Below are 25556 nucleotides of genomic sequence, written 5' to 3'. Positions count from 1 at the left end.
AACGATGCAGATTCCGTCGAATGTCTTCAAGGCCGCGCTCGCGCGCGGCGACGCGCAGATCGGCCTGTGGCTCGGCCTCGCGAATCCGTACAGCGCCGAAGTGATCGCGGGCGCCGGGTTCGACTGGCTGCTGATCGACGGCGAGCATGCGCCGAACACGGTGCCGACGATCCTCGCGCAACTGCAGGCGATCGCGCCGTATCCGTCGCATCCGGTCGTGCGCGTGCCGTGGAACGATCCGGTGATCGTCAAGCAGGTGCTCGATCTCGGCGCGCAGACACTGCTCGTGCCGATGGTGCAGAGCGCGGACGAAGCGCGTGCGGCGGTGGCCGCGACGCGTTACCCGCCGCACGGGATTCGCGGCGTCGGCAGCGCGCTCGCGCGTGCGTCGCGGTGGAATCGCGTCGGCGAGTACCTGCATCGCGCGAACGACGAGATGGCCGTGCTCGTGCAGGTCGAGGCGCGCGCGGGGCTCGATGCGATCGACGCGATTGCGCGGGTCGACGGCGTGGACGGCGTGTTCATCGGGCCGGCCGATCTGGCCGCCGATCTCGGGCACCTCGGCCATCCGGGGCATCCCGATGTGCAGGCTGCGATCGACGGTGCGATCCGCGCGATCGAGGCGGCCGGCAAGGCACCGGGCATTCTCAGCGCGGACGAGGCGGCCGCGCGGCGCTATCTGGAAGCGGGCGCGTTGTTCGTCGCGGTCGGCGTCGATACGACGCTGCTGGCACGGAGCGCGGAGCGGCTCGCCGCGCAGTTCAGGGTCAGCCGCGGCGATGTCGTGAAGAAGGGCGACGGCACGTATTGATGCAGCGGCGGGCGGTTTTCGTGTTCCGACCGCCGGCCTTTCGCCGTCCGTGCGGCTTCATACAGGCGCATGGCGGCACCTATCCCTCCGTGTGCCTTGCCGCTTCCATATACTTTCCCGGCGTCGTCCCTAGCGCACGCCGGAACATGTCGATGAACGCGCTCACGTTGTCGTACCCGAGATCGAGCGCGATCGTCGTCACCGGCACGCCGTCGGCGATGCGCTCCAGCGCCCGCAGCAGCCTGGCTTGCTGACGCCATTGCGCGAACGTCAGCCCCGTCTCGGCGACGAAGCGGCGGCTCATCGTCCGTGCGCCGATGCCGGCCCATTCGGCCCATTCTTCCAGCCGCCGGTCGTCCGCGAGATCCGCGGCCAGCGCATCGGTGATCTTCACGAGCCGCGGGTCGCGCGGCCGGACCAGCCCCAGCGCTTCGGCTTCCGAGGCCGCGATTTCATCGAGGATCACGTCGGCGATCCGCGTCTGCGCGGCATTGAGTTCGGAATCGTCCCAGCTTGCGGCGCGCTGCACGGCTTCGCGCAGCAGCGGCGTCGTGCGGATCGCGCGCGGCGTCGTCGGCAGCGCCGCGCAGCGGGCTTCGGCGACGAACGCCGACCAGCCCGAAATCGGCCCGAACGAGCGCAGCGAATGCCGGCAATGCGGCGGAATCCAGATCGCATGGATCGCCGGTACGACCCATTCCTGGTCGTCGAGGCCGATCGTTACCAGCCCGCTCAGCGCGCCGACCAGTTGGCCGCGTGCATGCGAATGCGGCGCGGTGATGCGCGGGTCGCGCTGCGACAGGACGGCGGCGACCACGAACGGGCCGTCGTCGGACGTGACGAAGCGGGCGGGCAGGAGTGGATCGGACATGGCCGGATATCGGTATCGAATGGCTGTTATACCGGAGATCGGCCGGGTTCGCACGCCTAGACTGCGTTTCATCGATGACGACCGGAGTAAGACGCGATGCGAGCCGAACAGATGCTTCCCGACCATGCCAACCAGGTCGATGCCGGCGGAACGACGATCCGCAAAGGAACCGTCGGCGCGTTTCTGGTCAATGCGCGCGTATTGATCGACCCGAACGCCGCGCCGGCGGACCGGGCGCGCGCGGAGGTCGACGCGATCGATGCGTTGCCTGCACTGCGTGCGCTTGGCCTGTTCGACGTGCTGGAAGTACGCGATCCCGAGCTGCGCGCGTGGCTCGAGGCGCGATAAAGGCCCACCCTCCGGAATTGAAGGAACCAGTATGAAAGCAGCAGTCGTTGAAGGCGCTGGACAGCGCCCGGTTTATACGGAGTTCGAACCGCCGTGCACGACGCCGGGCCACAGCCTGATCGACGTGACGGCCTCCGCGCTGAGCCGCATCGCGCAGGGGCGCGCGGCCGGCACGCATTACTCGTCGGATCGACGCTATCCGTTCGTCGCCGGTGTCGACGGCGTGGGGCGTCTCGACGATGGCCGGCGCGTCTACTTCTTCGGTGCGCCGGTGCCGTTCGGTGCGATGGCCGAACGCACGATCGTGCCCGATACGCAGTGCGTGCCGCTGCCGGACACGCTCGACGATGTCACCGCCGCGGCGATCGCGATTCCGGGGATGTCGTCGTGGGCGGCGCTGACCGAACGCGCGCGGTTCGTCGCGGGCGAGACGGTGCTCGTCAATGGTGCGACGGGTACGTCCGGGCGGCTCGCGGTACGGATCGCGAAGCATCTCGGCGCGGCGAAGGTGATCGCGACCGGCCGCAACGCGGCCGCGTTGCAGGCGTTGCTGAAGGCCGGTGCGGACGCCGTCGTGTCGTTGCAGCAGGACGACGCCGATCTGGCTCGGGCGCTCGAACCGCATTTCCGTGCGGGCGTGGATGTCGTGCTCGATTATCTGTGGGGCGCCAGCGCGCAGACGCTGCTGGGCGCCGCCGCGAAGGCGGCCCCCGGCGGGCGGCGGCTGCGTTTCGTGCAGATCGGCTCGATCGGCGGCGCGGACCTGCTGGTGCCCGGCGCCGTGCTGCGGGCGACCGCGATCGAGCTCATGGGAAGCGGGATCGGCAGCGTGTCGTTGCCGCGCTTGCTGGGTGCCATCGGCGGTGTGTTCGATGCGGCTGCGCCGGCAGGCCTCACGATCGACACGCGCACGGTGCCGCTGTCGGCGGTCGGTGAACATTGGGGCGATGCGAGCAGCGTCGTACGGTTGGTGTTCACGATGCGCGGCCAGTGAGCGGCGCATCGGCAGACGGCGGACCGGATGCGAGGTGAAGATCGGGCCGCGCAGCGGCGGCGGCTGGTCGTTTTCTGTCGTGCCGTCGCGCGTGGCGTGAGAGCGGGCAGGCGGGCGGCCGACTGTCCGCCGCCGCCCCGCCACGCCGGGATCAGAACCTCTGCTGAATCCCCGCCGTGACCCCGACCTGCGTGGTGCCGTACCCGTTGAAATCGCGCGACACGCCGACTTTCTGGTCGTGCTTCGCGATCGCGAACGCACCGGCTGCATACAGCACCGTGCGCTTCGACAGCGCGTATTGCGCACGCACCGACACCAGCGTCGGGTCGGCATCCGTGCCGCCCTTGATGTTCTGGTGATAGACGGCCGCGATCAGCGAGAACGTCGGCGTGAACTGGTACGACCCGCCGAGCCAAACCATGTCGCTCAACTGGTTCGCCGCCGCGGTGCGGAACGTGCGCTTGTAATTGCGATAGCCGGCCATCGTCTTCAGGTTGCCGAAGTCGTAGCTCAGGCCCGCATGGATGCCCTGAATATAGTTGACGGCATCGGCCGGCGTGATGCTGTCGGCCGCGCCGTTCTGCCGGTCGAACGTGACGACGGCGGCGAGCGGCCCCGTCTCGTAACCGATCGCGAAATCGTACTTGGAGCTGGTCTTCACGCTGCCCGGCACGTTGCCGAAACCGTACAGCGCACCGAACTTGAAGCCGCTGAATTCGCCGTCGTAGCGCACCGCGTTCGACGAGCGCGTGAACAGGCCGTCCTTGCGGCCGCCGGTCGCCATCGACGAGGTCGCCCACGAGTAGTTCTGCGCGTAACCCATCGGGTCGAACGGCAGCATGTAGTCGTACGTGACGGTGAAGTTGCGGCCAAGCGTCAGCTCGCCCCATTTGCCTTTCAGGCCCACCGTCGCACGGCGTGCGAAGATCGAGTCGGGGCCGTCGTCGGACGCGCCGTTCGCCAGATCGATCCCGCTTTCGAGGCGGAATACCGCCTTCAACCCGCCGCCGAGGTCCTCGACGCCGCGCAGGCCCCAGCGCGACGTGTTCTTGTTGCCCGACTTCAGCTTGAACGAATTGCCGCCATCCGGCGCCGCATGGTTCGCGTATTCGATGCCGGCATCCATGATCCCGTATATCGTGACCGACGACTGCGCGTGCGCGGCCGGCGCGGCGAGACAGGCGGCCGCGGCCGAACCGGTGAGGACTGCTGCTCGAATCGAACGTTCTGCGCGTGACTTCATTTTGACGGTGTCTCCTTGGTTTGTTTTGGGCAGGGTGAAACGGAAAACGGGTACGCAGCGCGCCATCGGCGGACGCGATGAAGCGTCCGCCGATGCAAGTCGCAAAGGGATGCGCGCTCGACTGCCTACGCGGCGGCGCGCGAGGCGCCGCGGTCGGGTCAGCCCGCTTTCGCGAACGCCCAGCAGTCGTTGGTCGGGAATTCGATCCAGTGCTTGCCGGCCGCGCGCGGCACATGGCCGAACGCACGCAGGCGCATGTCGCCGCAATGGAACAGGTATTCCCAGCGGTCGCCGAGATACATCGACGTGACGAGGTCGGCCTGCAGCCGGTTTGCGCCCGGGCCGTCGGCGACCTGCACGCGTTCGAGGCGGATCACGGCCTGGGCGTCCTGGCCGGGCGCGAGCATGTCGCGGGCGACGGCGCGCAACTCCCAGCCGTCGCCGGCGAGCGTCACGCATTCGCCGTCGATCGCGGCGACGCGCGCGTCGATCCGGTTGTTGCTGCCCATGAACTCGGCGGTGTACAGCGAGCGCGGCGCGCCGTACAGCTCGGCCGGCGTGCCTTCCTGCTCGATGCGGCCATTGCGCAGCAGCAGGATGCGGTCGGACATCGCCATCGCTTCGGTCTGGTCGTGCGTCACGCACAGGGCCGACAGCCCGAGCGACACGATCAGTTCGCGCAGCCACGCACGCGCTTCCTCGCGCAGCTTCGCGTCGAGGTTCGACAGCGGCTCGTCGAGCAAAATCACCGGCGGGTTGTAGACGAGCGCGCGGGCGATCGCGACGCGCTGCTGCTGGCCGCCCGACAACTGATGCGGAAAGCGTTCGGCTAGGTGGCCGAGGCCGAGCTGGTCGAGCGCGGTCTGCACGCGGCGCTTCTGTTCGGCAGGCGCCACGCGGCGCAGCTTGAGGCCGTAGCCGACGTTGTCGGCGACGGTGCGGTGCGGCCACAGCGCGTACGACTGGAACACGAGGCCGAGCGAGCGCTGTTCGACGGGCAGGTCGACGCGTTGCGCGCCGTCGAAGAACACGCGCTCGTCGAGCTGGATGCGCCCGTCGGACGGCTGTTCGAGGCCGGCCACCGCGCGCAGCAGCGTGGTCTTGCCGCTGCCCGACGCGCCGAGCAGGCATACGACTTCGCCGGCCTTCAGTTCGAACGACACGCCCTTGAGGATCGGGTTGGCGCCGTAGCTGAGGTGCAGATCGTCGACGATGAGCTTATCCATGAAGTTTCACTCCGAAGCGCAGGGCCACGCCGAGACCGGCGCCGACCATCGCGATGTTGATGACAGAGAGCGCGGCGACCTGGTCGACGGCGCCGGTCGCCCACAGCGACACGAGCAGCGCGCCGATCACCTCGGTGCCGGGCGACAGCAGGTAGACGGCGGTCGAGTATTCGCGCTCGAAGATCATGAAGATCAGCAGCCACGCGGCGAGCAGGCCGAAACGCACGAGCGGCAGCGTCACGTCGAGCGACACGCGGCTGCGCGTCGCGCCGACGCTGCGGCCGGCTTCCTCCAGCTCGGGGCCGACCTGCAGCAGCGCGCTCTGGATCAGCCGCATCCCGTACGCGAGCCACACGACCGTGTACGCGATCCAGATGCTCCACATCGAGTTCTTCAGCTCGCGCAGGCCGGGCACGAACAGGAAGATCCACAGGAACGCGAGACCGGCGAGCAGGCCCGGCACCGCGCGCGGCAGCAGCACGAGGTAGTCGAGCAGCCTGGTCGCCCAGTCGGGGCGGCGGTGGCCGGCGAACGCGACGAGCGAGTAGAAGCCGATCGCGAGCGCGCCGCCGATCACGCCGATGCCGAGCGTGTTGACGATCGCGCGCACCAGGTTGTCCTGCTCGAACAACTCGATGAAGTTCGACAGCGTCAGCACTTCGGCGAGCGCGACGCCTTCGCCCCAGTTGGTCACGAACGCGCGCAGCACGATGCCCGAGATCGGCACGATCACGGTCAGCATCAGCCACAGCGCGACGATCGCGAGCGCGACCCAGCGCCATACGCCGAGCGGCAGCACCGTCGCGCGGCCGGCCTTGCCCTTCACGGTGACGAAGCGGTTCGCGGTCTTCAGCAGGCGGCGCTGCAGCAGCACGAGCGGGAAGGTGATCGCGACGATGCACACGGCGACCGCGGCCATCAGGTGATACGACGGCACGCCGAGCTTGTTGGTCAGCTTGTACAGGTAGGTCGCGAGCACGAGGTGGCCTTCCGGATCGCCGAGCACGAGCGGCAGCCCGAACACCTCGAACCCGAGGAAGAACACCAGCACGCCGGCGAACAGCAGCGCGGGCATCGTCATCGGCAGGCTCACGTCGAGCGCGACGCGGAACGGACGGGCGCCCGTCACGCGCGCGGCTTCCTCGACGTCCGAGCCGAGGTTGCGCAGCGCGGCCGACGAATACAGGTACACGTGCGGCACGTGCGTGAGGCCGACGATCACCGTGATCGCGAAGATCGAATACACGTTCCAGGGCACGCTCTGCACCCCGAACAGTTCCTTGAACCACACCGAGTAGAAGCCGACCGGGCCGGCCGCGACCACGTAGCCGAACGCGAGCACCATCGGCGACACGAACACGGGCGTGAGCAGCAGCGGTTCGAGCCAGCGGCGGCCGGGCAGGTCGGTGCGCACCATCAGGAACGCGAGGATGCCGCCGAGCGGGATCGAGATGAACAGCATCCCGCCGGCGATGATGAACGAGTTCTTCACGGCCGACCAGAAGTCGGGATCGCTGAAGATGAAGCGGAATCCGTCGATGCCGAGCGTCTTGTTCGCGTCGAAGAACGGCGCGGACAGGAAGCTCTGGAACAGGATGAAGCCGAGCGGCAGCGCGACCGCGACGGTCAGGACCGCGACGACGATCCAGCGCAGCATGCCGGCGAGCGGCTGCAGGCTGCTGACCGGCAGCGCGGGAATCGCGTCGCGCGGGCCGGTGGCGGGCGGAACGGCCGGTGCCGTGCCGCGTGTGCTGGTTGAAAGCATGAGTTCGCCCCTGCGGCCATCCGGATGGCCGCCTCAAGGAAGTCGGTGAGGGGAAGGGGCCGCCCGCGCGACGCGCGGCGGGCGGCCTGGGTCAGCGGCTCAGCGGATCAGCGCTTGATCGCCTGCTGCCATTGCTTCAGGAACGCGAGGCGCTTCGACTGGTCGAGATAGACGAGCAGGCCGGTGCCGATCTGGATCGGCTTCAGCGAATCGCCGAGTTCCTTCGTGAGGCTCGCGGCCGACGTCTCGCCGGTCACGTCCGCACGGATCGCATACAGGTTCGCCTGGTTCGCGATCAGCGTCTGGCCGCGCCTGGACAGCAGGTAGTCGACCCACAGCTTCGCGGCGTTCGGGTTCTTCGCCTTCTTCGACACGGTGGCGAGGCGGCTCACCACCTGCGTGTAGTCCTTCGGAAACACGTAGCCGATCGACTTGTCCTTCTTCGCCTTCGCGTACGCATATGAACCGATGATGTTGTAGCCGATCAGGTTCTCGCCCGACGAGATGCGCTCCATCATCGCGCCCGTGCTCGACTGCAGCTTCGGGCCGGTCGCGCCGATCGCCTTCACGAGTTCCCACGTGATCTTCTCGTTCACGTGCGCGTCCTGGGTCAGGTAGTTGAAGCCGACGCCCGATTTCTCGATGTCGTAGGTCGTGACCTTGCCTTTGAACTTGTCGGCCTGCGTGGTGAGCAGCTTGATCAGGTCGGCGCGCGTCGTCGGCACTTCGTTCGCGGGGATCAGCCGCTTGTTGTAGACGATCGCGAGCGGCTCGAACGTCGTGCCGTACGCCTGCTTCTGGTACTGCGCCCATTGCGGCACGTTCGGGCTTTCGGGCGAATCGTAGGACGCCATCAGGCCGTCGTTGACGAGCTTGACCTGCAGGTCCATCGCCGAGCTCCACAGCACGTCGGCGCTGGTGCTGCTCGCCGCGTTCTCGCTGATGTAGCGGTTGTACAGCTCGGTGCTGTTCATGTCGTTGTACTCGACCTTCACGCCGTACAGGCTTTCGAAGTCCTTGATCAGCGGACGCACGAGGCCCGTGTCGGTCGTCGAGTAGACGATCAGCTTGCCTTCCTTCTTCGCGGCGTCGATCACGCCCTGGTAGTTCCCCGGGTAGCCGGCGGGAACCTGCGCGGCGGCGCTGCCGGCGGCAGCGCCCAGAACGGCCGCCAGCGCGGCGGCGAGGTGCTTCGATGCAAACGGCATGTCTTCCTCCAGTGATGCGTCGATGTTGTTCGAGTGACGCGGATGTTAAGGGCGGGGCACTTTCAGCCCGCTTTCATTCCCGTTCGCAAACGTGTCGTTCGCGTCATGGATTTCCCGAGGTCGACGCGGCGGCGGCCGCGGGTTTCACGGCGCGCGGCGCGGCTGCCGAGCGCTGAGCGGCCACCGCCGGCGCTCCGCGCGGCGGGTTCGATGCACCCGCGCAACCCGTGTTTGCGCGAGGCGTGGAGACGGAAAGGATCATGTAATGTAGCGGGCTGTCGCTGACCCTACCGGAATCCCCATGCGTGTGCTGCTCGTCGAAGACAACCCGAACCTGGCCCAGTCGCTGAACGACGCGCTGAGCGCCGCGCGCTTCGCGGTCGATCACATGGCCGACGGCGAGGCTGCGGACCACGTGCTGCGCACGCAGGATTACGCGCTGGTGATCCTCGATCTCGGGCTGCCGAAGCTCGACGGGCTGGAGGTGCTGCGGCGGCTGCGCGCGCGCCGCAACCCGGTGCCGGTGCTGATCCTCACCGCGCACGGGTCGGTCGAGGATCGCGTGAAAGGGCTCGATCTCGGCGCCGACGACTATCTCGCGAAACCGTTCGAACTGACCGAACTGGAAGCGCGCGCCCGCGCGCTGATCCGGCGCAGCCTCGGTCACGAGCATGCGCGCGTCGAATGCGGGCCGCTTTCGTACGACAGTATCGACCGCGCCTTCCATCTCGCGGGCGAGCCGCTGTCGCTCACGCCGCGCGAGCGCTCGGTGCTCGAGGTGCTGATCCTGCGCAACGGCCGCGCGATCAACAAGGAGACGCTGTCGGAGAAGATCTTCGGGCTCGACGAATCGGTCAACGCCGATGCGATCGAGATCTACGTGTACCGGCTGCGCAAGAAGCTGGAGAACTCGGGCGTCGCGATCGTCACGCTGCGCGGGTTGGGCTATCTGCTCGAAGCGAAGGCGCAAGCATGATCCGCGTCCGCGCTCACCGCCGTGCGCCGCCCCCGGAGCGGGCGCATGCGTCGCTTCGGGCGGCCCGGCGAGCCGCACGATGACCCGCCCGAACCTGCGCGCGCAGGTCGCGCTGTGGCTGCTGCTGCCGCTGCTCGGGCTGCTCGCGCTCGACTCGTGGCTCACGTACCAGCGCGCGATGAGCGCCGCGCACGTCGCGTTCGACCGCACGCTGTCGTCGTCGCTGAAGTCGATCCGCGAAGGCGTGCGGCTCAACGACGGCGAGATCGAGGTCGACCTGCCGTATCTCGCGCTCGAAATGCTCGAATCGAGCGACGGCGGCAAGATCTACTACCTGATCCGCGAGGACAACGGCCGCACGGTCACCGGCTATCCCGATCTGCCGCTGCCGCATGGCCGCGACGCCGGCGACGGCGCACTGTTCGTCACGCGCTACTACGACGTCGTGTATCGCGGCGAGCAATTGCGGATGGCCGCGTTGCGTATTCCCGTGCACGACGTGCCGACCGCGCAGTCGCGCATCGTGTGGGTGATGGTCGGCGAGACGATCGAGGCGCGTCAGGCGCTCGCCCGCGAGATCCTGATCGGGTCGCTGCTGCAGGAAGGGCTGCTCGTCGTGCTGGCGCTCGGGATCGTGTGGCTGGGCGTCGGGCGCGGGCTGCGGCCGCTGAACCGGCTGTCGGCGACGGTCGCCGCGCGCAGAGAGGACGACACGACACCGCTCGACACAGGTGCGATGCCGAGCGAACTCGCGCCGCTCGTCGATTCGATCAACCAGTACATCGGCCGTACGCAGCGGATGCAGGTGGCGCGGCGCCGCTTCTTCGCCGATGCGGCTCATCAGTTGAAGACGCCGCTCGCGGCGGTGCAGGCGGGTGTCGAACTTGCGCTGCGGCCCGACGAGCAGCCGCGCGCGAACGTGCACCTGCGGCGCGCGAACGGCGCGGTGCGGCAGGCCGCGAAGATCGTCCAGCAATTGTTGTCGCTGTCGCGGCTCGATTCGGACAGCGGTCACGCGGTCGCGCACAAGCCGGTCGCGCTGCACCGGCTCGCACGCAGCGTGACGCTCGACTGGTCGCCCGTCGCGCGCGCGCGCGACATCGATCTCGGCTTCGAGCACGAGGCCGACGTCGACGTGCTCGGGCAGCCGGACTTGCTCGGGGAGATGATCGGCAACCTGATCGACAACGCGATCCGTTATGCGGGCGACCATGCGGTGATCACGGTGCGCGTGTCGCGCGACGGCGAGCAGGCGCGGCTCGACGTGATCGACAACGGGCCGGGCATTCCGGCCGACGAACGCGACGCGGTGTTCGAGCGTTTCCATCGCGGCAGCAGGACACAGACGGTCGAAGGCACCGGGCTCGGGCTGTCGATCGTGCGGGAGATTGCGCGGGTGCACCAGGGCAGCGTGACGCTCGCCGATGCGGCCGGCGGCGGCTTGATCGTGACGGTGGTGCTGCCGGCGGTGGCGCAGTAGCGGGGCCGCTTCGATCGGGCGCGGAAACTGCTCTGAACGGTGGTAGGGCGGCGACGCAAACGACGCGCCGCCCGCCGTCATGCTCAGTCGCCGAAGCCGATTTCCGCTTCGACGGACTGCCCGACCTCGAGCCACGCCCCCGCGCCTTCGACGACGATCGCGTTGATGCCGAACGTCAGCGCATTGTCGTAGTTCGGGTTCGCGCGATAGGTCTGCATCGTGTCGGTCGGCTCGTGCGGCCATTCGGGATTCGGCGCGCCGGTGGCCTGATCGATCGTCGGCACCGGACAGCGCGTGCACAGCTTCACGAGACGCAGCCGCACGGGCGTCGCGCCTTCGGCGTCGAGATGTTCGACGAAATCCTCTTCATACGCGTCCAGATCCGACACGACGATGTTCGGACGGAAGCGGTTCATCGGAATCGCCGGCGCGCCCTTCGCGGCGAGCCTCGCGTTCAGGTCGTCGAGCGACGCCTGGCCGATCACCAGCAGCGGGTAGCCATCCGCGAACTGCGTATGCGTATCGATGTCGCCGGTCCATTTGCGGTTGCAGCCGCGGCGCGCGTCGGCACCGAAGCGCACGAGCTTCAACGGCGTGCCGACGAATTCGGTGAGCCACGCGGCCGTCTCGGCGCCCGTGTCGATCGCGTCGACGGTGTCGCGCCACACGGTCGCGGCCATCTTCGGCGTGGCAGCGCTTGCGTCGCCGTCGAGCGGCGTGCGTATCTCCGGCATGCCCGGCGCGTTCAGCACGAGCGCATCGCTGTCGAGCGTGGGGCGGATCAGCGCGAGCCGCGGGTGCGTGCGCTGCGTGATCATCATCCCGTCCGGGGTCGTGATCAGCCAGTGGCGGTCGTACGCGAGGCCGGTTTCGAGCAGTTGCGCGCGCGACAGCGCGATGCCGGCGCAGGATTTGATCGGGTAGACGAAGAGTTCGGAGATGGCTGGCATGACGCTGGCTGACAAAGGCGGGATGATCGAATCGCGATTGTGCCAGATCACGCGAGCGCCGTTCGGGCGGTTGCGCGCCGCGGGCCGGCGCAGGCGTGCCGTGTGGCCGGCTGCGCGTCACGCGAGCGGAAAGCCCGGGTCGAACGTCGTGCGCACGTCGAGCGGCTGGCGCAGCAGGCCGGCCTTCAGGTAGAAGTCGGCCGTGCGCTGCTGCTGGGCGATCACCGTCGCGTCGATCGGCTGCCAGCGCGTGCCGCGTCGCTCGAACTGCAGCTTCGCGGCGGCCGGCGGAATGCCGATGATGCGCGCGAGCGCCGCCGAATACGCGTCGACGTGCCGGTACGACCAGACCTGCGCGCGCACGATGCGCCGCAGGAAATCGTGCAGCACGTCGCGCTTCGAGGCGATCGCCGCGTCGGTCGCCGCGAGATAGCTGAGGCCCGACCACAGTCCACGGCCGTTCACGAGCACGCGCGCGCGGCCGCTCGTTTCGGCGAGTGCGGTATAGGGCTCCCAGGTCGCCCACGCGTCGATCGAACCGGTGGCGAGCGCCAGCATCGTGTCGGCCGGCGGCAGGAAGCGGAACGACACGGCATCGGGCGGCAGGCCGGCCGCATCGAGGGCCTTCAGCGTGACGAAATGGCCGATCGAGCCGCGCGTGGTGCCGATGCGCTTGCCCTTCAGGTCGGCCGCGCCTTTCAGCGCGGCGTCGGGTTGCACGAGCACGGCCGTGCCGTACGGATCGGAACGGTTCGCGCCGATCACCTTGATGCGGGCGCCCGAGGCGAGCGCGAAGATCACCGGCGCGTCGCCGATCGGCCCGCAGTCGACGGCCGCCGCGTTCAGCGCTTCGGCGAGCGGCGCGGCGGCCGGGAATTCGGTCCACGCGATGTCGTACGGGAGGCCGTGCAGCTCGCCGGCCGCTTCGAGCAGCGCGCGCAGCCCGCCTTTCTGGTCGCCGGCGCGCAGCAGCGGGCGTGTGCCCGATTGCGCGCGCACGGCGGCCGGGGCGGCGGCGATCGTGGCAAGGGCGCTCGCCTGGGCGAGGAAGTGGCGTCGGGTCGGATTCATCGTGAAGTTCGGTCGAAGGAAGGATTCGTGGGTTCAATGCGGGAGCCCGGCCTGTACGTCGCGCACGGGTTCCTGGTCGACGCGCAGCAGCAGGGCGGTCAGTGCATCGCCGCGGGCGGCCGGCGTGGACGGCCGGACAGCCGCCGCATCCGAGCGGCACAGCAGGTCGGCATTCGACCAGCCGGCGCTGCCCGGCAACGCGCGCGCCCGCAGCCAGCCGCGCCGATCGGCGAGCAGTTGCGTGCCGCCGAGCGCATCGGGCGCGACGCCGGCAATCGTCGCGAACGCGCGCCACGCATCGGCGGTCGTCGCGACGCAGTTCGCACGCGTACCGGCCGACGGCGGCACCGGCGCGCCGCGTTCGGTGACGAGCAAGGTCTGCCAGCGCGCATCTTCCTGCGGTGGCGTCGCGCCCGGCGCAAGCGCGACGACGCGCACGCGCTGGCCTTCGCGCCAGCGCTCGAGCGCCTGGGGCGCGGCGTCACCGCAGCGCACGTCGAGCGCCGGCAGCGGGACGGGCACCGGCCACGCGCCTTCCGCCTGTGCGCCGCTACCGGCGGCGAGCGCCTTCAGGTAGTCGAGCATGGCCCATGTGTCCTGCGGGCCGAGCGTCGCGGCGAAGCCGGGCATCGTCGATGCGCCGTGCTCGTCGCGCGTGCCGTGACGCACGCGCCAGAACAGTTCGCCGTCGAGGCGACGCGCGAGCAATGCGCCGGCGAAGGTCGGCGGCCAGTGCGCGAGCGTGGCCGCGAGCGGGCCTTCGCCGCGGCCGTCCGCGCCGTGGCAGGCCGCGCAATGTTGCGTATAGAGGTGCGCGCCGCGCATCACGCTCGACACGGAAAACGGCGCGGGACCGCGCTGGAAGCTCGTCGGCACGGCGGGCGCGAGCCACAGCGAAGCGGGCGGCCACGGCGCGAACCACGCGACGGCCAGCGCGGCGATGGCCGTCGCGATACGCCGCTTGCGTGAAACCAGCGCGATGCAGGCGAGCACGACGGCCAGCGCCGTCACGCCACAGGCGAACGCGAGCTGCCGCGTGAGCCCGGCGTCGATGCGCAGCGTTTCGAGCGCGATGCGGTGTGCCCACGGCCACGCGGCCTGGCCGTCGGCGTCGCCGGTCAGACCGATCGCGTGCAGCCCGCGCGCCAGCGCGATTTGCGCGCCGTACAGCAGTTGCAGGAACGCGATGGCCCAGTCGGCGAACGGCGGCGCGTTCATCGCGCGCGTCTCCGGCGTACCGCAGTCAAACGTCGAACGGCACTCGGCATCTACCAGCTCGCATCGAGCCCGAGATGCCGCAGCGCATCGTGGCGCAATTCGGCGAGGCGCGGGTCGCCGCGATGGCGCGGGTAGGGCAGGTCGACGCGCAGTTCGGCGACGATCCGTGCCGGGCGCGGCCCGAACACGATCACGCGCTGCGCGAGAAACAGCGCTTCTTCCACGTCGTGCGTGACGAGCAGCGCGGAGAAACCGTCGCGTTGCCACAGCGCGGTCAACTCGGCCTGCATCGTGAGCCGCGTCAGCGAATCGAGCTTGCCGAGCGGCTCGTCGAGGATCAGCAGGCGCGGATCGTTGACGAGCGCTCGCGCGAGCGCGACGCGCTGCGCCATCCCGCCGGACAACTGGTGCGGAAACACGTTCGCGAATTCCTGCAGCCCGACGCGCGCGAGCGCATCGTCGACGCGATGCTGCGCGGTGCGCGCCACGCCGCGCGCTTCGAGGCCGAGCGCGACGTTCGCGCGCACGCGCCGCCACGGGTACAGCGTCGGATCCTGGAACACGACGATGCGCGACGGATCGGGGCGCTCGATCGGCACGCCGTCTTGCGCGATGGTGCCTTGCCGCGCGGCGTCGAGCCCCGCGACGAGCCGCAGCAGCGTCGATTTCCCGCAGCCGCTGGGGCCGAGCAGCGCGACGAATTCGCCGGCCGCGACCGACAGCGACACGTCGTCGAGCACCGGCAGCGCGCCGCCGGGGCTGTCGAATGCATGGCTCACGCGGCGGATGTCGATGCGCGCGCCGCGCGCCGGCGTGACAGCCGGCGCCGCGACAGTTGCGACGGACGATTCGAGTACGGCGGCGCTTACCATTTGACGGTTCCTTTCTGCCAGGCGAGCACACGGTCGCGCACCGTGAACAGCAGCGCGATCAACCCGGAAAACAGCAGCGCCATCACGATCAGCGCCGCATACATGTTCACGTACGACGCCCAGCCCTGCGCCCAGCTCAAATACCAGCCGAGCCCCGACTTGACGCCCATCATCTCGGCGACGACCAGCACCGTGAACGACGCGCTCAGCCCCATGAAGATGCCGACGAACACGTGCGGCAGCGCGGCCGGAATCGCGACGCGCAGCACGAGGAAGCGCGCATTCGCGCCGAGCGTGCGCGCGACGTCGTAGTACTGCTTGTTCACGCTCGCGACGCCCGACCACGTGAGCACCGCGACCGGGAACCCGGTGGCGAGCGCGATCAGGAATGCGGCCGCCGAATAGCTCGACGGAAAGAAGTAGAACGTGAGCGGCAGCAGCGCGGTGGCCGGCACGGGCCCCAGCACGCGCAGCACCGGATGGACCCAGTAGCCGATCCGGCGCGACCAGCCGATCGACACGCCGACCGCGAAGCCCACCGTGACGCCGTACGCGAAGCCGAGCGCGAGCAGCTTCAGCGTGTTGCCGGCGCTGCCGGCGAGGCGCGGCCAGTCGTCGACGTAGACCTCGATCAGCGCCTGCGGCGGCGCGAAGAACGGCGTCGGCAGCCAGCCGGTTTTCGCGGTGACGATTTCCCACGCGGCGAGCACGAGCGGCAGCGCGACGAGCCACGGGCCGGCCGGTCGCACGCGGGCGAGCCGCGTGCGGGTTGCGGGAACGCGATGGCCGAGCGTCGCGGCGACGAGCAGCAGCGCGGCGATCGTCCACGCGGCCGTGCCGAACGTGTCGGTGTACGCCCAGTCGCTGAAGCCGACGATCCGGTTCGGCCACAGCTGCGTGAGCGCGCCGAGCGCGGCCCATGCGAGCGCGGCGGTGATCCCGGTCGGCCAGGCGCGCGCGCGCGTGGCGTCGGCGGCCAGCGTGGCTTCGCAGGCCGTGCAGGCTGCGCGCGCGGTGGCGGTAGCGTGCGCGGCGTCGCCGGCCGGGGCCGATGCGGTGCGTGCGACGGAAGCGTGTTCGATCGTCGACATCGCGTTACCCCAGTACGTTCGCATAGACCTGCTGCGCGAAGCGCTGCGGGTCCGTGCTCTTCTTCAGCACGCTGATGCGGCGGAAATCGTCCGCATAGAACGCGATTTCCTGCTGCAGGTCGACGCTGGTCGGGTGATGCGTGTAGGTGAGCGTCGCGTACAGCTTGCGCAGATCCTCGGGGCTGATCTTCGGCGAATACTTCGCGAACACCTTCGCGGCTTCGTTCGGGTTGTCGTGCGTGTACTCGGTGGCCTGCACGATCGAGCGCGCGAGCGCGGCGGCCGACGGCCGGTCGTTGCGCACGAGGTCGCCGCGCGCGCCGATCACGCAGCACACCTTGCGCGCGTATTCGCCGGACAGGTTGGTCGCGAGTTCGGTGTACGCGCCGTTGCTGCGCTTTTCGAGCAGGTAGAGGTTCGGGTCGCCGTCGGCGATCGCGTGGATCTCGCCCTTGTCGACCGCGACGCCGAGCAGGTCGGCCGGATACTGCCGCCACGTGATGTCGCGCTCGGGATCGATGCCGTTTTTCGCGAGCAGGATCGAGAAGAAGTGCTTGCCGGGCGCGGCCAGATCGCTGACGCCGACCGTCTTGCCCTTCAGCGCCTGCAGCGTCGTGACGCCGGCCGCCTTCGCGCCCAGCAGGCGCACGCAGCCGCCGTGCGAGCTGCCGATGATCTTCACGTCGAAGCCGGCTTCGAGCGGCTTCAGCCAGCGGTGGATCATTCCGACTGCCGCATCGGCCTTGCCGGTCGCGATCGATTCGAGCAGTTGATCGGTCGAGCCGCTGTAGTTGATCAGCTCGACCTGCAGCCCGTTTTTCTCGAAGAAGCCGCGCTCCTGCGCGACGACGATCGGCGTCAGGCAGAACGCGTTCTGGTTCCACGCGAACGTGAGCTTCTTCAGCGGCGGCGCGGACCGCGCGTTGCGGCCGAGCGTGATCGCCGGCACGGCGAGCGCGGCGGCACCGGCCGCGCGCAGCAGCCGGCGGCGTTGGCCGTCGTGCGCGTCGGCGGGCGTGGGTGCGGTGGTTTGGGTCATGGTCCGGTCTCCGGTGTAGCGCTCAGTCGAGCAGATCGGGTTCGTCGGCGACGACGCGCGCGAACAGGCTGTCGAACGCATGCAGCGCGCCGTCGGGGCCGCCGATCTGGCCGTGCGTATGGCGCGCGGTCGCGCGATCGATCGGCTGCGGCGTGCCGGCCGCTTCGGCCAGCAACTGCGTGTGCGCGGCGTTGTCGAGCGCGATGTACCACCACGCGGCGGCCTCGACCGTCGGGCCGGCCGTCAGGATCCCGTGGTTCTTCAGGATCACGCCCTTGTGCGTGGTGCCGTCGGGCTTCGCGAGCGCATCGGCGATCCGCGCGCCTTCGCTGGTGTCGACGACCATCCCCGTGAAGTCGTCGAACAGCGCATGATCCTCGTAGAACACGCACGCGTCCTGCGTGAGCGGATCGAGCGGGCGGCCGAGCGTCGACCAGGCCTTGCCGTAGGTCGAATGCGTGTGCGCGGCGGCGACCACGTGCGGATGGGCTTCGTGGATCGCCGCATGGATCGCGAACGCGGCCTTGTTCAGCGGCCGCTGGCCGATCGCGGTTTCGCCGCGCGCGTTGACGAGCAGCAGGTCGGAGACCTTGATCTGCGAGAAATGCACGCCGAGCGGGTTCACCCAGAAATGGTCGGGCAGCTCCGGATCGCGTGCGGTGATGTGGCCGGCGAGGCCCGCCGCGAAGCCGAAGCGTGCGAACAGGCGGAACGCGGCCGCGAGCCGCTCCTGCCGGTGGCGGCGCTCGGCGGCGACGTCGATGCGCGGCGCGGGCGGATCGAACCAGAAGTGCTGGCGCGGCGTATCGGCGAGCACGAGGCCCGATGCGGTACGGTGGGGCGAGGACAGGACGGCGGACATGATCGCGTATGGCTCCAGTGGGCTCCGTTGACGCCGTCAGGCTCAGGCGGCGCGGCGTGCCGCGTCGCGGGCGGCGACGGCGCTGCGCACGCGCGGAATCAGTTCGCGGCCGTAGTCGATCGCGTCTTCGAGCGGGTCGAAGCCGCGGATCAGGAACGTCGTCACGCCGAGGTCGTAGTAGTCGAGCAGCGCGTCGGCGACCTGTTCGGGCGTGCCGACGAGCGCCGTCGAATTCGAGCGCGCGCCGGTGAGCTTCGCGATCTCGGTCCACAGCCGCTTGTCGACGCGCGAGCCGCGCTCGGCCGCGGCGAGCAGGCGGCGCGCGCCTTCGCTCTGCTGCGGGCCGCCGGCGCCGAGCCCGGCCGCTTCGCGCAGCCGGCGCGTTTCGTCGAGGATGCGGTGCGCACGCGCCCACGCTTCGCCCTCGGTCGCCGCGAGGATCGGGCGGAACGACACGGAGAAGCGCACCTGGCGGCCGTGCTCCGCGGCTTCGGCGCGCACGCGCGTCGTCAGGTCGCGCACCTGGTCGAGCGATTCGCCCCACAGCGCGTAGACGTCCGCGTGCTTGCCGGCCACCGCGAGCGCGGCTTCCGACGCACCGCCGAAGTAGATCGGCACGTGCGGCTGCTGGAACGGCTTCACTTCCGAGAAACCCTGCTTGAAGCGGTAATGCGCGCCGTCGTGATCGAACGGCTGCGCTTCGGTCCAGATGCGCCGCAGGATGCCGAGGTATTCGTCGGTGCGTGCATAGCGCGCGTCGTGATCGAGGAAATCGCCGTCGCGCTGCTGCTCGCTGTCCGAGCCGCCGGAGATGAAGTGCACGGCGAGCCGGCCGCGGCTGAACTGGTCGAGCGTCGCGATCTGGCGCGCGGCGAGCGTCGGCGCGGTGAAGCCCGGACGATGCGCGAGCATGAAATGGATGCGCTCGGTCGCGGCCGCCGCGAATGCGATCGTCAGCGTCGCCGACGGGCCGGTCGAGTGATGCGGTACGAGAATCCGGTCGAAACCGGCGGTTTCGTGGGCGCGGGCAAAGTCGCGGACATAGTCGGGATCGACCGCGGGGCCGGACGCCGGGTGGATTTCCGACTGCTTCTGGCTCTGGATCATGCCGATGAATTCGACGCTCATCTGGGTCTCCGGTGCAGGGATGTCCCGGCGCACGGCCGGGCAGGAATGGAGCGCAGGTTAACGCCGGGATCATGCGGAATGGAAATAATCAATCCCGATTTGAATATCAGATTTGCATGGTTTGGGGCCGTATGCGTTGCGCATACGCTGTGGGCTCGCGAATGATCGGGCGCGCGTTGGCGCCGTATTTGCCGCCGCTGACGCGTTCGCCGCCGTGTTCGAGCTACCCAGGGAATCCGTTTCGATGTCCGCCAGCCTTGCCGTTTCCTCGCCGCCACCGCCATCTTCGCTGCGCCTGCTGCCTGCGCACGCCGCTCAACCCGCCGACGCCGCCGACGAGACGGACGACGACGCGCGCCTTGCCGCGCTGCTCGAGCGTCTCGCGCCCGAACTCGCCGCCGATGCGGCCCGCAACGACGTCGACGGCCGCTTTCCGCACGAGCACTTCGCGCGGCTGCATCGTGCCGGGCTGATCGCGCAGGTCGTGCCGCGCGGGCATGGCGGCGCAGGGGCGACGCTGGCGCGGGCGAGCCGGATCGTCGCGGCCGTCGCGCGGGCCGATCCCGCGACGGCGCTCGTGTTGACGATGACGTATCTGCAGCACCGCGCGCTCGGCCGCGCGGACAACCGCTGGCCCGCGCAGGTGCGTCGCGCGGTGTTCGACAGCGCGGTCGCGCACGGCGCGCTGATCAACGCGCTGCGCGTCGAGCCGGCGCTCGGTTCGCCGTCGCGCGGCGGGCTGCCGGACACCATCGCGCGCCGCGATGGCGACGGCTGGCGGTTGTCGGGCCACAAGCTCTACAGCACCGGGATTCCGGCGTTGCGCTGGCTGGCCGTGTGGGCGCGCACCGACGAAGCGGCGCCCCGGGTCGGCGTGTTTCTCGTGCCGCGCGACCCCGAGGCGGACGGCGATCGCATCCGCGTGATCGAAAGCTGGAATCATCTCGGCCTGCGCGCATCGGGCAGCCACGAAGTCGTGTTCGACGAGGTGCCGCTGCCGGCCGAATATGCGGTCGACGTGCGCGCGCCGGACGCGTGGGCCGTATCGGCCGCCACGCATGCGGATGCCGACGCGCAGGCGGACCAACAGGCATGGATGGTCGTGCTGCTCGGCAGCCTGTACGACGCGGTGGCGCGAGCGTCGCGCGACTGGCTCGTCGAATTCGCGACGACGCGTGCGCCGAGCGGGCTTGGCGCGCCGCTCGCGACGCTGCCGCGCGTGCAGGAGGCGGTCGGCGAAATCGAGGGCTGGCTGCACGCGAACCGTGTGCTGCTCGACGATCACATCGCGCGTACCGACGCCGGCAATGCGCCGTCGCTGACGACCAGCGGCCTCGTCAAGCGCACCGTGACCGAGCAGGCGATCCGGACGGTCGAGCAGGCGCTGAAGCTGTCGGGCAATCACGGGCTGAGCCGCGGCAATCCGCTCGAACGCCATTATCGCGATGTGCTGTGCAGCCGCGTGCATACGCCGCAGGACGATGCGATCGCGGTGGCGGCGGGGCGCGCGGTGCTCGACGCGGCGACGCGCGGCCAGACGAGCGCGGGAGCGGACGCCACGTCACGTACCGGGATCGAACGCGATCGACACGATGCGTGAGCCGGGCCGGGTTGCCGCGCACGGCAACGGCGCGGCGCGACGCAGGCATCGCGCGACCGCCGCGGCCATCGAGGCAACGTCAAGCAGCCTTGTCGTGCGATTGCTCGGGCAGCGCGAACGCCGTGCGCGCATGCACGGCGACGGCCGCGAGCGGCGCGTCGAGGCGCGCCGTATCGTGCCGGCGCAGCAGCCACAGATCGATCTGCGGCTTGAAATCGGCGAGCGGCACGATGTCGAGTGCATCGCGCAGCGGGCTGCCTTCGACGAGCGGCAGCGGCATCAGCCCGAGGCCGAAGCCGTTGGCAACGCTTTGCAGTTGCAGGTCGCGGCCGTACGCATCGAGCGTGACCGGCATCGGCAGGCCCTGTGCGTCGAGCGCGCGCCGCAGGCCCGCCCGAAAGCCGCAGCCGTCCGGGTTCAGCACCCAGCCGCGAGCGTGGCAATCGGCGAGCCGGTAGCTGCGCCGCGGCCAGTCGCCCTTGCGGCCGACCGCGACGAGCCGCGTGGCCAGCAGCCGTTCGCCCTCGACCTGCGCCGGCAGCACCGTTTCGCGGGCGAGGAAGAGGAGCGCCGCATCGAGTTCGCGGCGGGCGATGCGTTCGACGAGCAGGCCGCCCCATGCGGTCGTGACCTGCGTCGCGAGCGCGGGCCACTGCGCGGAGAGGTCCGCGATGAGGCCCGGCAGCATCAGTTCGCCGAGCCCTTGCGTGAGACCGATCCGGAATTCGCCGGCGGGCGGCTGCTCGCCGGCCGTCAGTTCGCGCAGCGCGTCGACCTCGCGCAGGATCGCGCGACACTGCTCGAACACCTGCCGGCCGATGTCGGTCGGCCGTGGCGGCTTCGTGTTGCGGTCGAGCAGCGTCACGCCGAGCGCCTCCTCGAGATTCTGGACGCGCCGCGTGATCGCGGGCTGCGTCATCCCGAGCTCGGCCGCGGCCTGGCTCAGGGTCTGGCAGCGGACGACCGCTGCAAAAGCGTCGATATCGCTAATTTTCATGTTTGTTCTGCATGGTCTTTCGGGTGCATCATGACGATCCATCATATTCGGCATCATATTCGAGGAGACGGCCGATGAGTACGCTTTCGCTGCAACAGACGCCGCTACGTTTGGTCGTCGACGGTCTGGATGCGCTGCTCGCGTCCGGCGCGAACGAGGCGCGCATTCTCGACGAGGGCGGCGCGCTGCTCGCCGCGCTCGTCGAACACGACGACTGGTTGCCCGACGCGTTCGCGCAGCCCGATCCCGAGCGCTATCGGCAGTACTTGCTGCATCTCGACCCGGACGAGCGCTTCTCGATCGTCAGCTTCGTGTGGGGGCCCGGCCAGGCGACGCCGATCCACGACCACACGGTGTGGGGGCTGATCGGAATGCTGCGCGGCGGCGAGTTCTCGCAGCCGTACCGGTTCGATGGGGCCGGCAAGCCGGTGCCCGCGGGCGACGCCGTGCGGCTGCAGCCGGGCGAGATCGAGGCCGTGTCGCCGCGCATCGGCGACGTGCATCGCGTGACCAACGCGTTCGCCGACCAGGTATCGATCAGCATCCACGTGTACGGCGCGAACATCGGCAAGGTCGAGCGCGCGGTGTACCTGGACGACGGTACGGTGAAGCCGTTCGTGTCCGGCTATTCGAATGCCTGACGCAAAGCCCCCTTTCGCGGCCCGTTGCGGGTGTGTACGGGCAGGGCACGCTTGCTCCGTTCCGCTTTCTTCACCGACTTCAACGTATTCAACATAGAGCCATCGTGACGCAATCCGCCGATTCCACTTCTGCTCTCCGCTTCCCCGTCGCGTCATACCAGGACGTACGCGCACGCCTGCTTGCCCGCGACGAGATCGCGCTGATCGACGTACGCGAGGAAGATCCGTACGCACAGGGCCATCCGCTGTGGGCCGCCAACTTTCCTTTGTCGAAGCTCGAACTCGATGCGTGGACGCGGATTCCGCGCCGCGACACGCCGATCGTCGTGTTCGGCGAAGCAGGCGGCGAGGATCTCGCGCCGCGCGCGGCCGCGACGCTCGCGCGGCTGGGCTACACCGACGTGCGGCTGCTCGACGGCGGCCTCGCGGGCTGGGTCGCCGCGGGCGGCGAACTGTTCATCGACGTGAACGTGCCGAGCAAGTCGTTCGGCGAATGGGTCGAGGCCGAGCGCCATACGCCGTCGCTGTCCGCGCAGGAGGTGCAGGCGCTGATCGATGCGAAAGCCGATGTCGTGATCGTCGACGCGCGCCGCTTCGACGAATACCAGACGATGAACATCCCGACGTCGACCAGCGTGCCGGGCGCGGAGCTCGTGCTGCGCGTGCGGGCGCTCGCGCCGGATCCGAAGACGCAGGTGATCGTCAACTGCGCGGGCCGCACGCGCAGCATCATCGGCACGCAATCGCTCGTCAACGCGGGGCTGCCGAACCCGGTCGCCGCGCTGCGCAACGGCACGATCGGCTGGACGCTCGCCGGCCAGGCGCTCGAACGCGGCGCCGCACGGCGCTTTCCGGACGAGATCGACGCGACGCAACGCGCCGACGCGCGTCGGGCCGCCCGCGCGGTGGCCGAGCGCGCCGGGGTGCCGCGCATCGCGCTGGCCGACGTCGCCGCGCTCGACGAGCCGGGCCGCACGCTGTACCGCTTCGACGTGCGCACACCGGAGGAATACGAAGCCGGCCATCTGCCGGGCTTCCTGAGCACGCCGGGCGGCCAGCTCGTGCAGGAAACCGACCATCACGCGGCCGTGCGCGGGGCGCGGATCGTGCTGGCCGACGACGACGGCGTGCGCGCGGACATGACCGCATCGTGGCTCGCGCAGATGGGCTGGGACGTGCGCGTGGTCGAACCGGCCGGCGCCGCAGCGTTCGTCGAGCGCGGGCAGCCGCCGCGCGACGTGCCGGCGACGCCGCCCGCGACCGACGTGTCGCCCGCGACGCTCGCCGGCTGGCTGAAGGAAGCCGCGGCCGGCGAACTCGCGATCGTCGACGTGACGGCCAGCGCGAACTACGTGAAGCGTCATATTCCGGGCGCGTGGTTTGCCGTGCGCGCGCAGTTGCGCGGCGCGCTGGCGGCGATTCCGCCCGCGAAGCGCTACGTGTTCACGTGTGGATCGAGCCTGCTCGCGCGGTTCGCGGCGGACGACGCCCGCGCGCTGCTGCCGGCATCGGCCGACATCCGGGTGCTGACCGGCGGCACGGCCGCATGGATCGACGCCGGATTGCCGCTGGAGAGCGGCGAGACCCGTCTCGCGTCGCCGCGCATCGACCGTTATCGGCGCCCGTACGAAGGCACCGACAATGCGGCCGCCGCGATGCAGGCGTATCTCGACTGGGAATACGGTCTCGTCGACCAGTTGAAGCGTGACGGCACGCATCACTTCAACGTGATCTGACCGATGCGATGCAGTCGGGCGCGGCACGCCGTGCGCGGCGCCCGGTCGCGATGCGGGTCGGCGCTTCGTATCAGCGCTTGAACGTATCGACGGCCGTGCGGCCGACGGCCGGATCGTCGGTGAAGAAGCCGTCGATGCCCGCGCGCAGGTAAGCCTGGATCTCGCGCACCGAGCCGGCCGCGTTGCGTGTGGCCGGCGTGCCGCCGTCCTTCAGCGACGCGGGCAGGAAATTGTTCTCCGGGCGGAACGTGTACGGATGCACGACGAGGCCGGCCTCGTGCGCGTAGCGCACGTACGGTGTCGGCTGCTGCAGCGTGCCGTCCGCGGCGACCGCGACGATCGACGTCTTGTACGGGCCGACGCCGTTCGCATAGGTCGCGATCTCGCGCATCCCGTCGCGCGTCGACAGGTCGCCGTAGGTGCGCGTGTCGTTCGCCTTCACGAAGTCGTACGGGCGCTGGCCGGCTTCGTCCATCAGCTGCACGAGCTTCCAGTTCGGCTGGCTCGACTTGATCCGGTTTCGGATCGCCTTCAGGTTCGCGACCTCGAACGACTGGATGTAGACGGTCGCCGTGCGCGACGTGTACGCGTCCTTCAGCAGTGTGTCGACGAGGCGGTCCTCGAGCGGCAGGCCGATCGACTGGAAGTAGGTCGGATGCTTGGTTTCCGGATACAGGTGGATCGTGCGGCCGGTCTGCGCGGACATCTGCTTCGCGAGCGCGACGATCTCGTCGAACGTCGGAATCTCGAACTGGTCGTTGTACGCGGTGTTGGCGGGGCGCACCTGCGGAATGCGCTCGCGCGCCCGCAGCGTCTTCAGCTCGGCAAGCGTGAAATCCTCGGTGAACCAGCCGGTCAACTGCGTGCCGTCTATCGTCTTGGTCGCCTTGCGGTTCGCGAACTGCGGCAGCGTCGACACGTTCGTCGTGCCCGAGATCTCGTTCTCGTGGCGCGCGACGAGCATGCCGTCGCGGGTCGACACGAGGTCGGGCTCGATCACGTCGGCGCCGTCCTCGATCGCCTTGCGGTACGACGCGAGCGTGTGTTCCGGGCGCAGCGCGCTCGCGCCGCGATGGCCGACCACCTGGACCTTCGCGGAAATCGGCTGCGTGGGATCGCGCGTCAGATCGTCGCCGCCGCACGCGGCGAGCAGGAATGCGCCGGCGCAGGCGAACGGGACGTAACGCAGGGAGGTCGGGCGCTGGAGGAGCATGTCGATGAACCTTCGAAACGGAGTCGGAAAGGAGCCGGAAAAGGGCGCTCGCGCCGGCGGCCCGGCAGGGGCGCCGGCTATGGTGTCGAACGGTGCGCGATCGTCGCATCGAATAGTTACATATGTATTACGTTGGCCTTTCTGTTTCGTTTTGATGGGGCGACATACACGGCGGCGCGCGTGACGGCAGGCGGGCGCGCCTCGCATTCCGGCCGT

The 25556-nt window shown here is 69.6% G+C and carries 23 protein-coding genes; 8 read left to right on the top strand and 15 right to left on the bottom strand.

Going from position 1 to position 25556, the window contains the following annotated elements; genetic code table 11:
- Positions 1-4 precede the first annotated feature (4 nt).
- Complete coding sequence (gene hpaI / locus AC3IFE_RS09115; protein ID WP_489190303.1) at positions 5-811, top strand: 4-hydroxy-2-oxoheptanedioate aldolase; 807 nt, start codon at positions 5-7, stop codon at positions 809-811.
- Between the two features lie 79 nt (positions 812-890).
- On the opposite strand, the gene AC3IFE_RS09110 is transcribed toward hpaI, so the two are convergent.
- Entirely contained in the window at positions 891-1682 is a 792-nt protein-coding gene (locus tag AC3IFE_RS09110) for an AraC family transcriptional regulator (protein WP_489190302.1), read from the bottom strand.
- Between the two features lie 96 nt (positions 1683-1778).
- Here AC3IFE_RS09110 and AC3IFE_RS09105 point away from each other — a divergent pair, with 96 nt between their 5' ends.
- Positions 1779-2030 carry a hypothetical protein gene (locus AC3IFE_RS09105; RefSeq protein WP_089469676.1) on the top strand — a complete coding sequence of 84 codons (252 nt, stop codon included), beginning with the start codon at positions 1779-1781 and terminating at the stop codon, positions 2028-2030.
- Between the two features lie 31 nt (positions 2031-2061).
- Positions 2062-3024 (top strand): quinone oxidoreductase family protein, encoded by a 963-nt coding sequence (locus tag AC3IFE_RS09100; protein WP_489190301.1) that lies wholly within the window; start codon positions 2062-2064, stop codon positions 3022-3024.
- A 151-nt stretch (positions 3025-3175) separates the two neighbouring features.
- Here the strand turns inward: AC3IFE_RS09100 and AC3IFE_RS09095 are convergent, their stop codons facing one another.
- From AC3IFE_RS09095 to AC3IFE_RS09080, 4 genes are all read right to left on the bottom strand, one after another.
- A complete protein-coding gene (locus AC3IFE_RS09095; RefSeq protein WP_089469678.1) occupies positions 3176-4267 on the bottom strand; it encodes a porin in 1092 nt (363 codons plus the stop codon).
- Positions 4268-4425: 158 nt separating this feature from the next.
- Complete coding sequence (locus AC3IFE_RS09090) at positions 4426-5493, bottom strand: ABC transporter ATP-binding protein (protein WP_489190300.1); 1068 nt, start codon at positions 5491-5493, stop codon at positions 4426-4428.
- The gene (locus AC3IFE_RS09085; protein ID WP_489190299.1) at positions 5486-7258 is read right to left on the bottom strand and encodes an ABC transporter permease; all 1773 of its coding nucleotides are present in this window, start codon (positions 7256-7258) and stop codon (positions 5486-5488) included. Before AC3IFE_RS09085 ends, AC3IFE_RS09090 begins: the two co-directional genes overlap by 8 nt.
- Before the next feature lie 107 nt (positions 7259-7365).
- Complete coding sequence (locus AC3IFE_RS09080) at positions 7366-8466, bottom strand: ABC transporter substrate-binding protein (protein ID WP_489190298.1); 1101 nt, start codon at positions 8464-8466, stop codon at positions 7366-7368.
- Between the two features lie 301 nt (positions 8467-8767).
- Here AC3IFE_RS09080 and AC3IFE_RS09075 point away from each other — a divergent pair, with 301 nt between their 5' ends.
- Both AC3IFE_RS09075 and AC3IFE_RS09070 read left to right on the top strand, forming a co-directional pair.
- The gene (locus tag AC3IFE_RS09075; protein WP_489190297.1) at positions 8768-9442 is read left to right on the top strand and encodes a response regulator; all 675 of its coding nucleotides are present in this window, start codon (positions 8768-8770) and stop codon (positions 9440-9442) included.
- Between the two features lie 79 nt (positions 9443-9521).
- On the top strand, positions 9522-10922 hold the full coding sequence (locus tag AC3IFE_RS09070; protein ID WP_489190296.1) for a sensor histidine kinase: 1401 nt from the start codon (positions 9522-9524) through the stop codon (positions 10920-10922).
- An 83-nt stretch (positions 10923-11005) separates the two neighbouring features.
- On the opposite strand, the gene AC3IFE_RS09065 is transcribed toward AC3IFE_RS09070, so the two are convergent.
- The 8 genes from AC3IFE_RS09065 to AC3IFE_RS09030 all read right to left on the bottom strand — a co-directional run bounded on the left by AC3IFE_RS09065 (position 11006) and on the right by AC3IFE_RS09030 (position 19153).
- Positions 11006-11872 carry an MOSC domain-containing protein gene (locus tag AC3IFE_RS09065; protein ID WP_301737895.1) on the bottom strand — a complete coding sequence of 289 codons (867 nt, stop codon included), beginning with the start codon at positions 11870-11872 and terminating at the stop codon, positions 11006-11008.
- Positions 11873-11989: 117 nt separating this feature from the next.
- Positions 11990-12943, bottom strand: coding sequence for an ABC transporter substrate-binding protein (locus tag AC3IFE_RS09060; RefSeq protein WP_489190295.1), 954 nt, complete (start codon positions 12941-12943; stop codon positions 11990-11992).
- A gap of 33 nt (positions 12944-12976) precedes the next feature.
- Positions 12977-14161, bottom strand: coding sequence for a c-type cytochrome (locus AC3IFE_RS09055; RefSeq protein WP_489190293.1), 1185 nt, complete (start codon positions 14159-14161; stop codon positions 12977-12979).
- Positions 14162-14211: 50 nt separating this feature from the next.
- Positions 14212-15033 (bottom strand): ABC transporter ATP-binding protein, encoded by an 822-nt coding sequence (locus tag AC3IFE_RS09050; protein WP_489190292.1) that lies wholly within the window; start codon positions 15031-15033, stop codon positions 14212-14214.
- Positions 15027-16124, bottom strand: coding sequence for an ABC transporter permease (locus AC3IFE_RS09045; protein ID WP_489190291.1), 1098 nt, complete (start codon positions 16122-16124; stop codon positions 15027-15029). The genes AC3IFE_RS09050 and AC3IFE_RS09045 overlap by 7 nt, the downstream gene beginning before the upstream one ends.
- A gap of 4 nt (positions 16125-16128) precedes the next feature.
- Positions 16129-17163: an ABC transporter substrate-binding protein gene (locus AC3IFE_RS09040; RefSeq protein ID WP_089469688.1), complete on the bottom strand. Its 1035-nt coding sequence runs from the start codon at positions 17161-17163 to the stop codon at positions 16129-16131.
- A gap of 22 nt (positions 17164-17185) precedes the next feature.
- On the bottom strand, positions 17186-18025 hold the full coding sequence (locus AC3IFE_RS09035) for a class II aldolase/adducin family protein (protein WP_089469689.1): 840 nt from the start codon (positions 18023-18025) through the stop codon (positions 17186-17188).
- Between the two features lie 42 nt (positions 18026-18067).
- Entirely contained in the window at positions 18068-19153 is a 1086-nt protein-coding gene (locus AC3IFE_RS09030; protein ID WP_489190290.1) for an LLM class flavin-dependent oxidoreductase, read from the bottom strand.
- Between the two features lie 244 nt (positions 19154-19397).
- Between AC3IFE_RS09030 and AC3IFE_RS09025 the strand changes: the two genes are divergently transcribed.
- Positions 19398-20753, top strand: a complete 1356-nt coding sequence (locus AC3IFE_RS09025; protein ID WP_489190289.1) for an acyl-CoA dehydrogenase family protein — start codon at positions 19398-19400, stop codon at positions 20751-20753.
- A 79-nt stretch (positions 20754-20832) separates the two neighbouring features.
- Here AC3IFE_RS09025 and AC3IFE_RS09020 read toward each other — a convergent pair whose 3' ends face one another.
- On the bottom strand, positions 20833-21807 hold the full coding sequence (locus tag AC3IFE_RS09020; protein WP_489190288.1) for a LysR family transcriptional regulator: 975 nt from the start codon (positions 21805-21807) through the stop codon (positions 20833-20835).
- Positions 21808-21824: 17 nt separating this feature from the next.
- On the opposite strand from AC3IFE_RS09020, the gene AC3IFE_RS09015 reads away from it, so the two are divergent.
- Positions 21825-22391 carry a cysteine dioxygenase family protein gene (locus AC3IFE_RS09015; RefSeq protein WP_489190287.1) on the top strand — a complete coding sequence of 189 codons (567 nt, stop codon included), beginning with the start codon at positions 21825-21827 and terminating at the stop codon, positions 22389-22391.
- Positions 22392-22495: 104 nt separating this feature from the next.
- Positions 22496-24127, top strand: coding sequence for a rhodanese-related sulfurtransferase (locus AC3IFE_RS09010; RefSeq protein ID WP_489190286.1), 1632 nt, complete (start codon positions 22496-22498; stop codon positions 24125-24127).
- A gap of 70 nt (positions 24128-24197) precedes the next feature.
- On the opposite strand, the gene AC3IFE_RS09005 is transcribed toward AC3IFE_RS09010, so the two are convergent.
- Positions 24198-25340 carry a glycerophosphodiester phosphodiesterase gene (locus AC3IFE_RS09005; RefSeq protein ID WP_489190285.1) on the bottom strand — a complete coding sequence of 381 codons (1143 nt, stop codon included), beginning with the start codon at positions 25338-25340 and terminating at the stop codon, positions 24198-24200.
- Positions 25341-25556 lie beyond the last annotated feature (216 nt).

It is taken from the genome of Burkholderia sp. APQ4-4ca (assembly GCF_057837105.1).
Note: the sequence above shows the minus strand (reverse complement) of the source record. Positions and strands in the feature narration are given on the sequence as shown.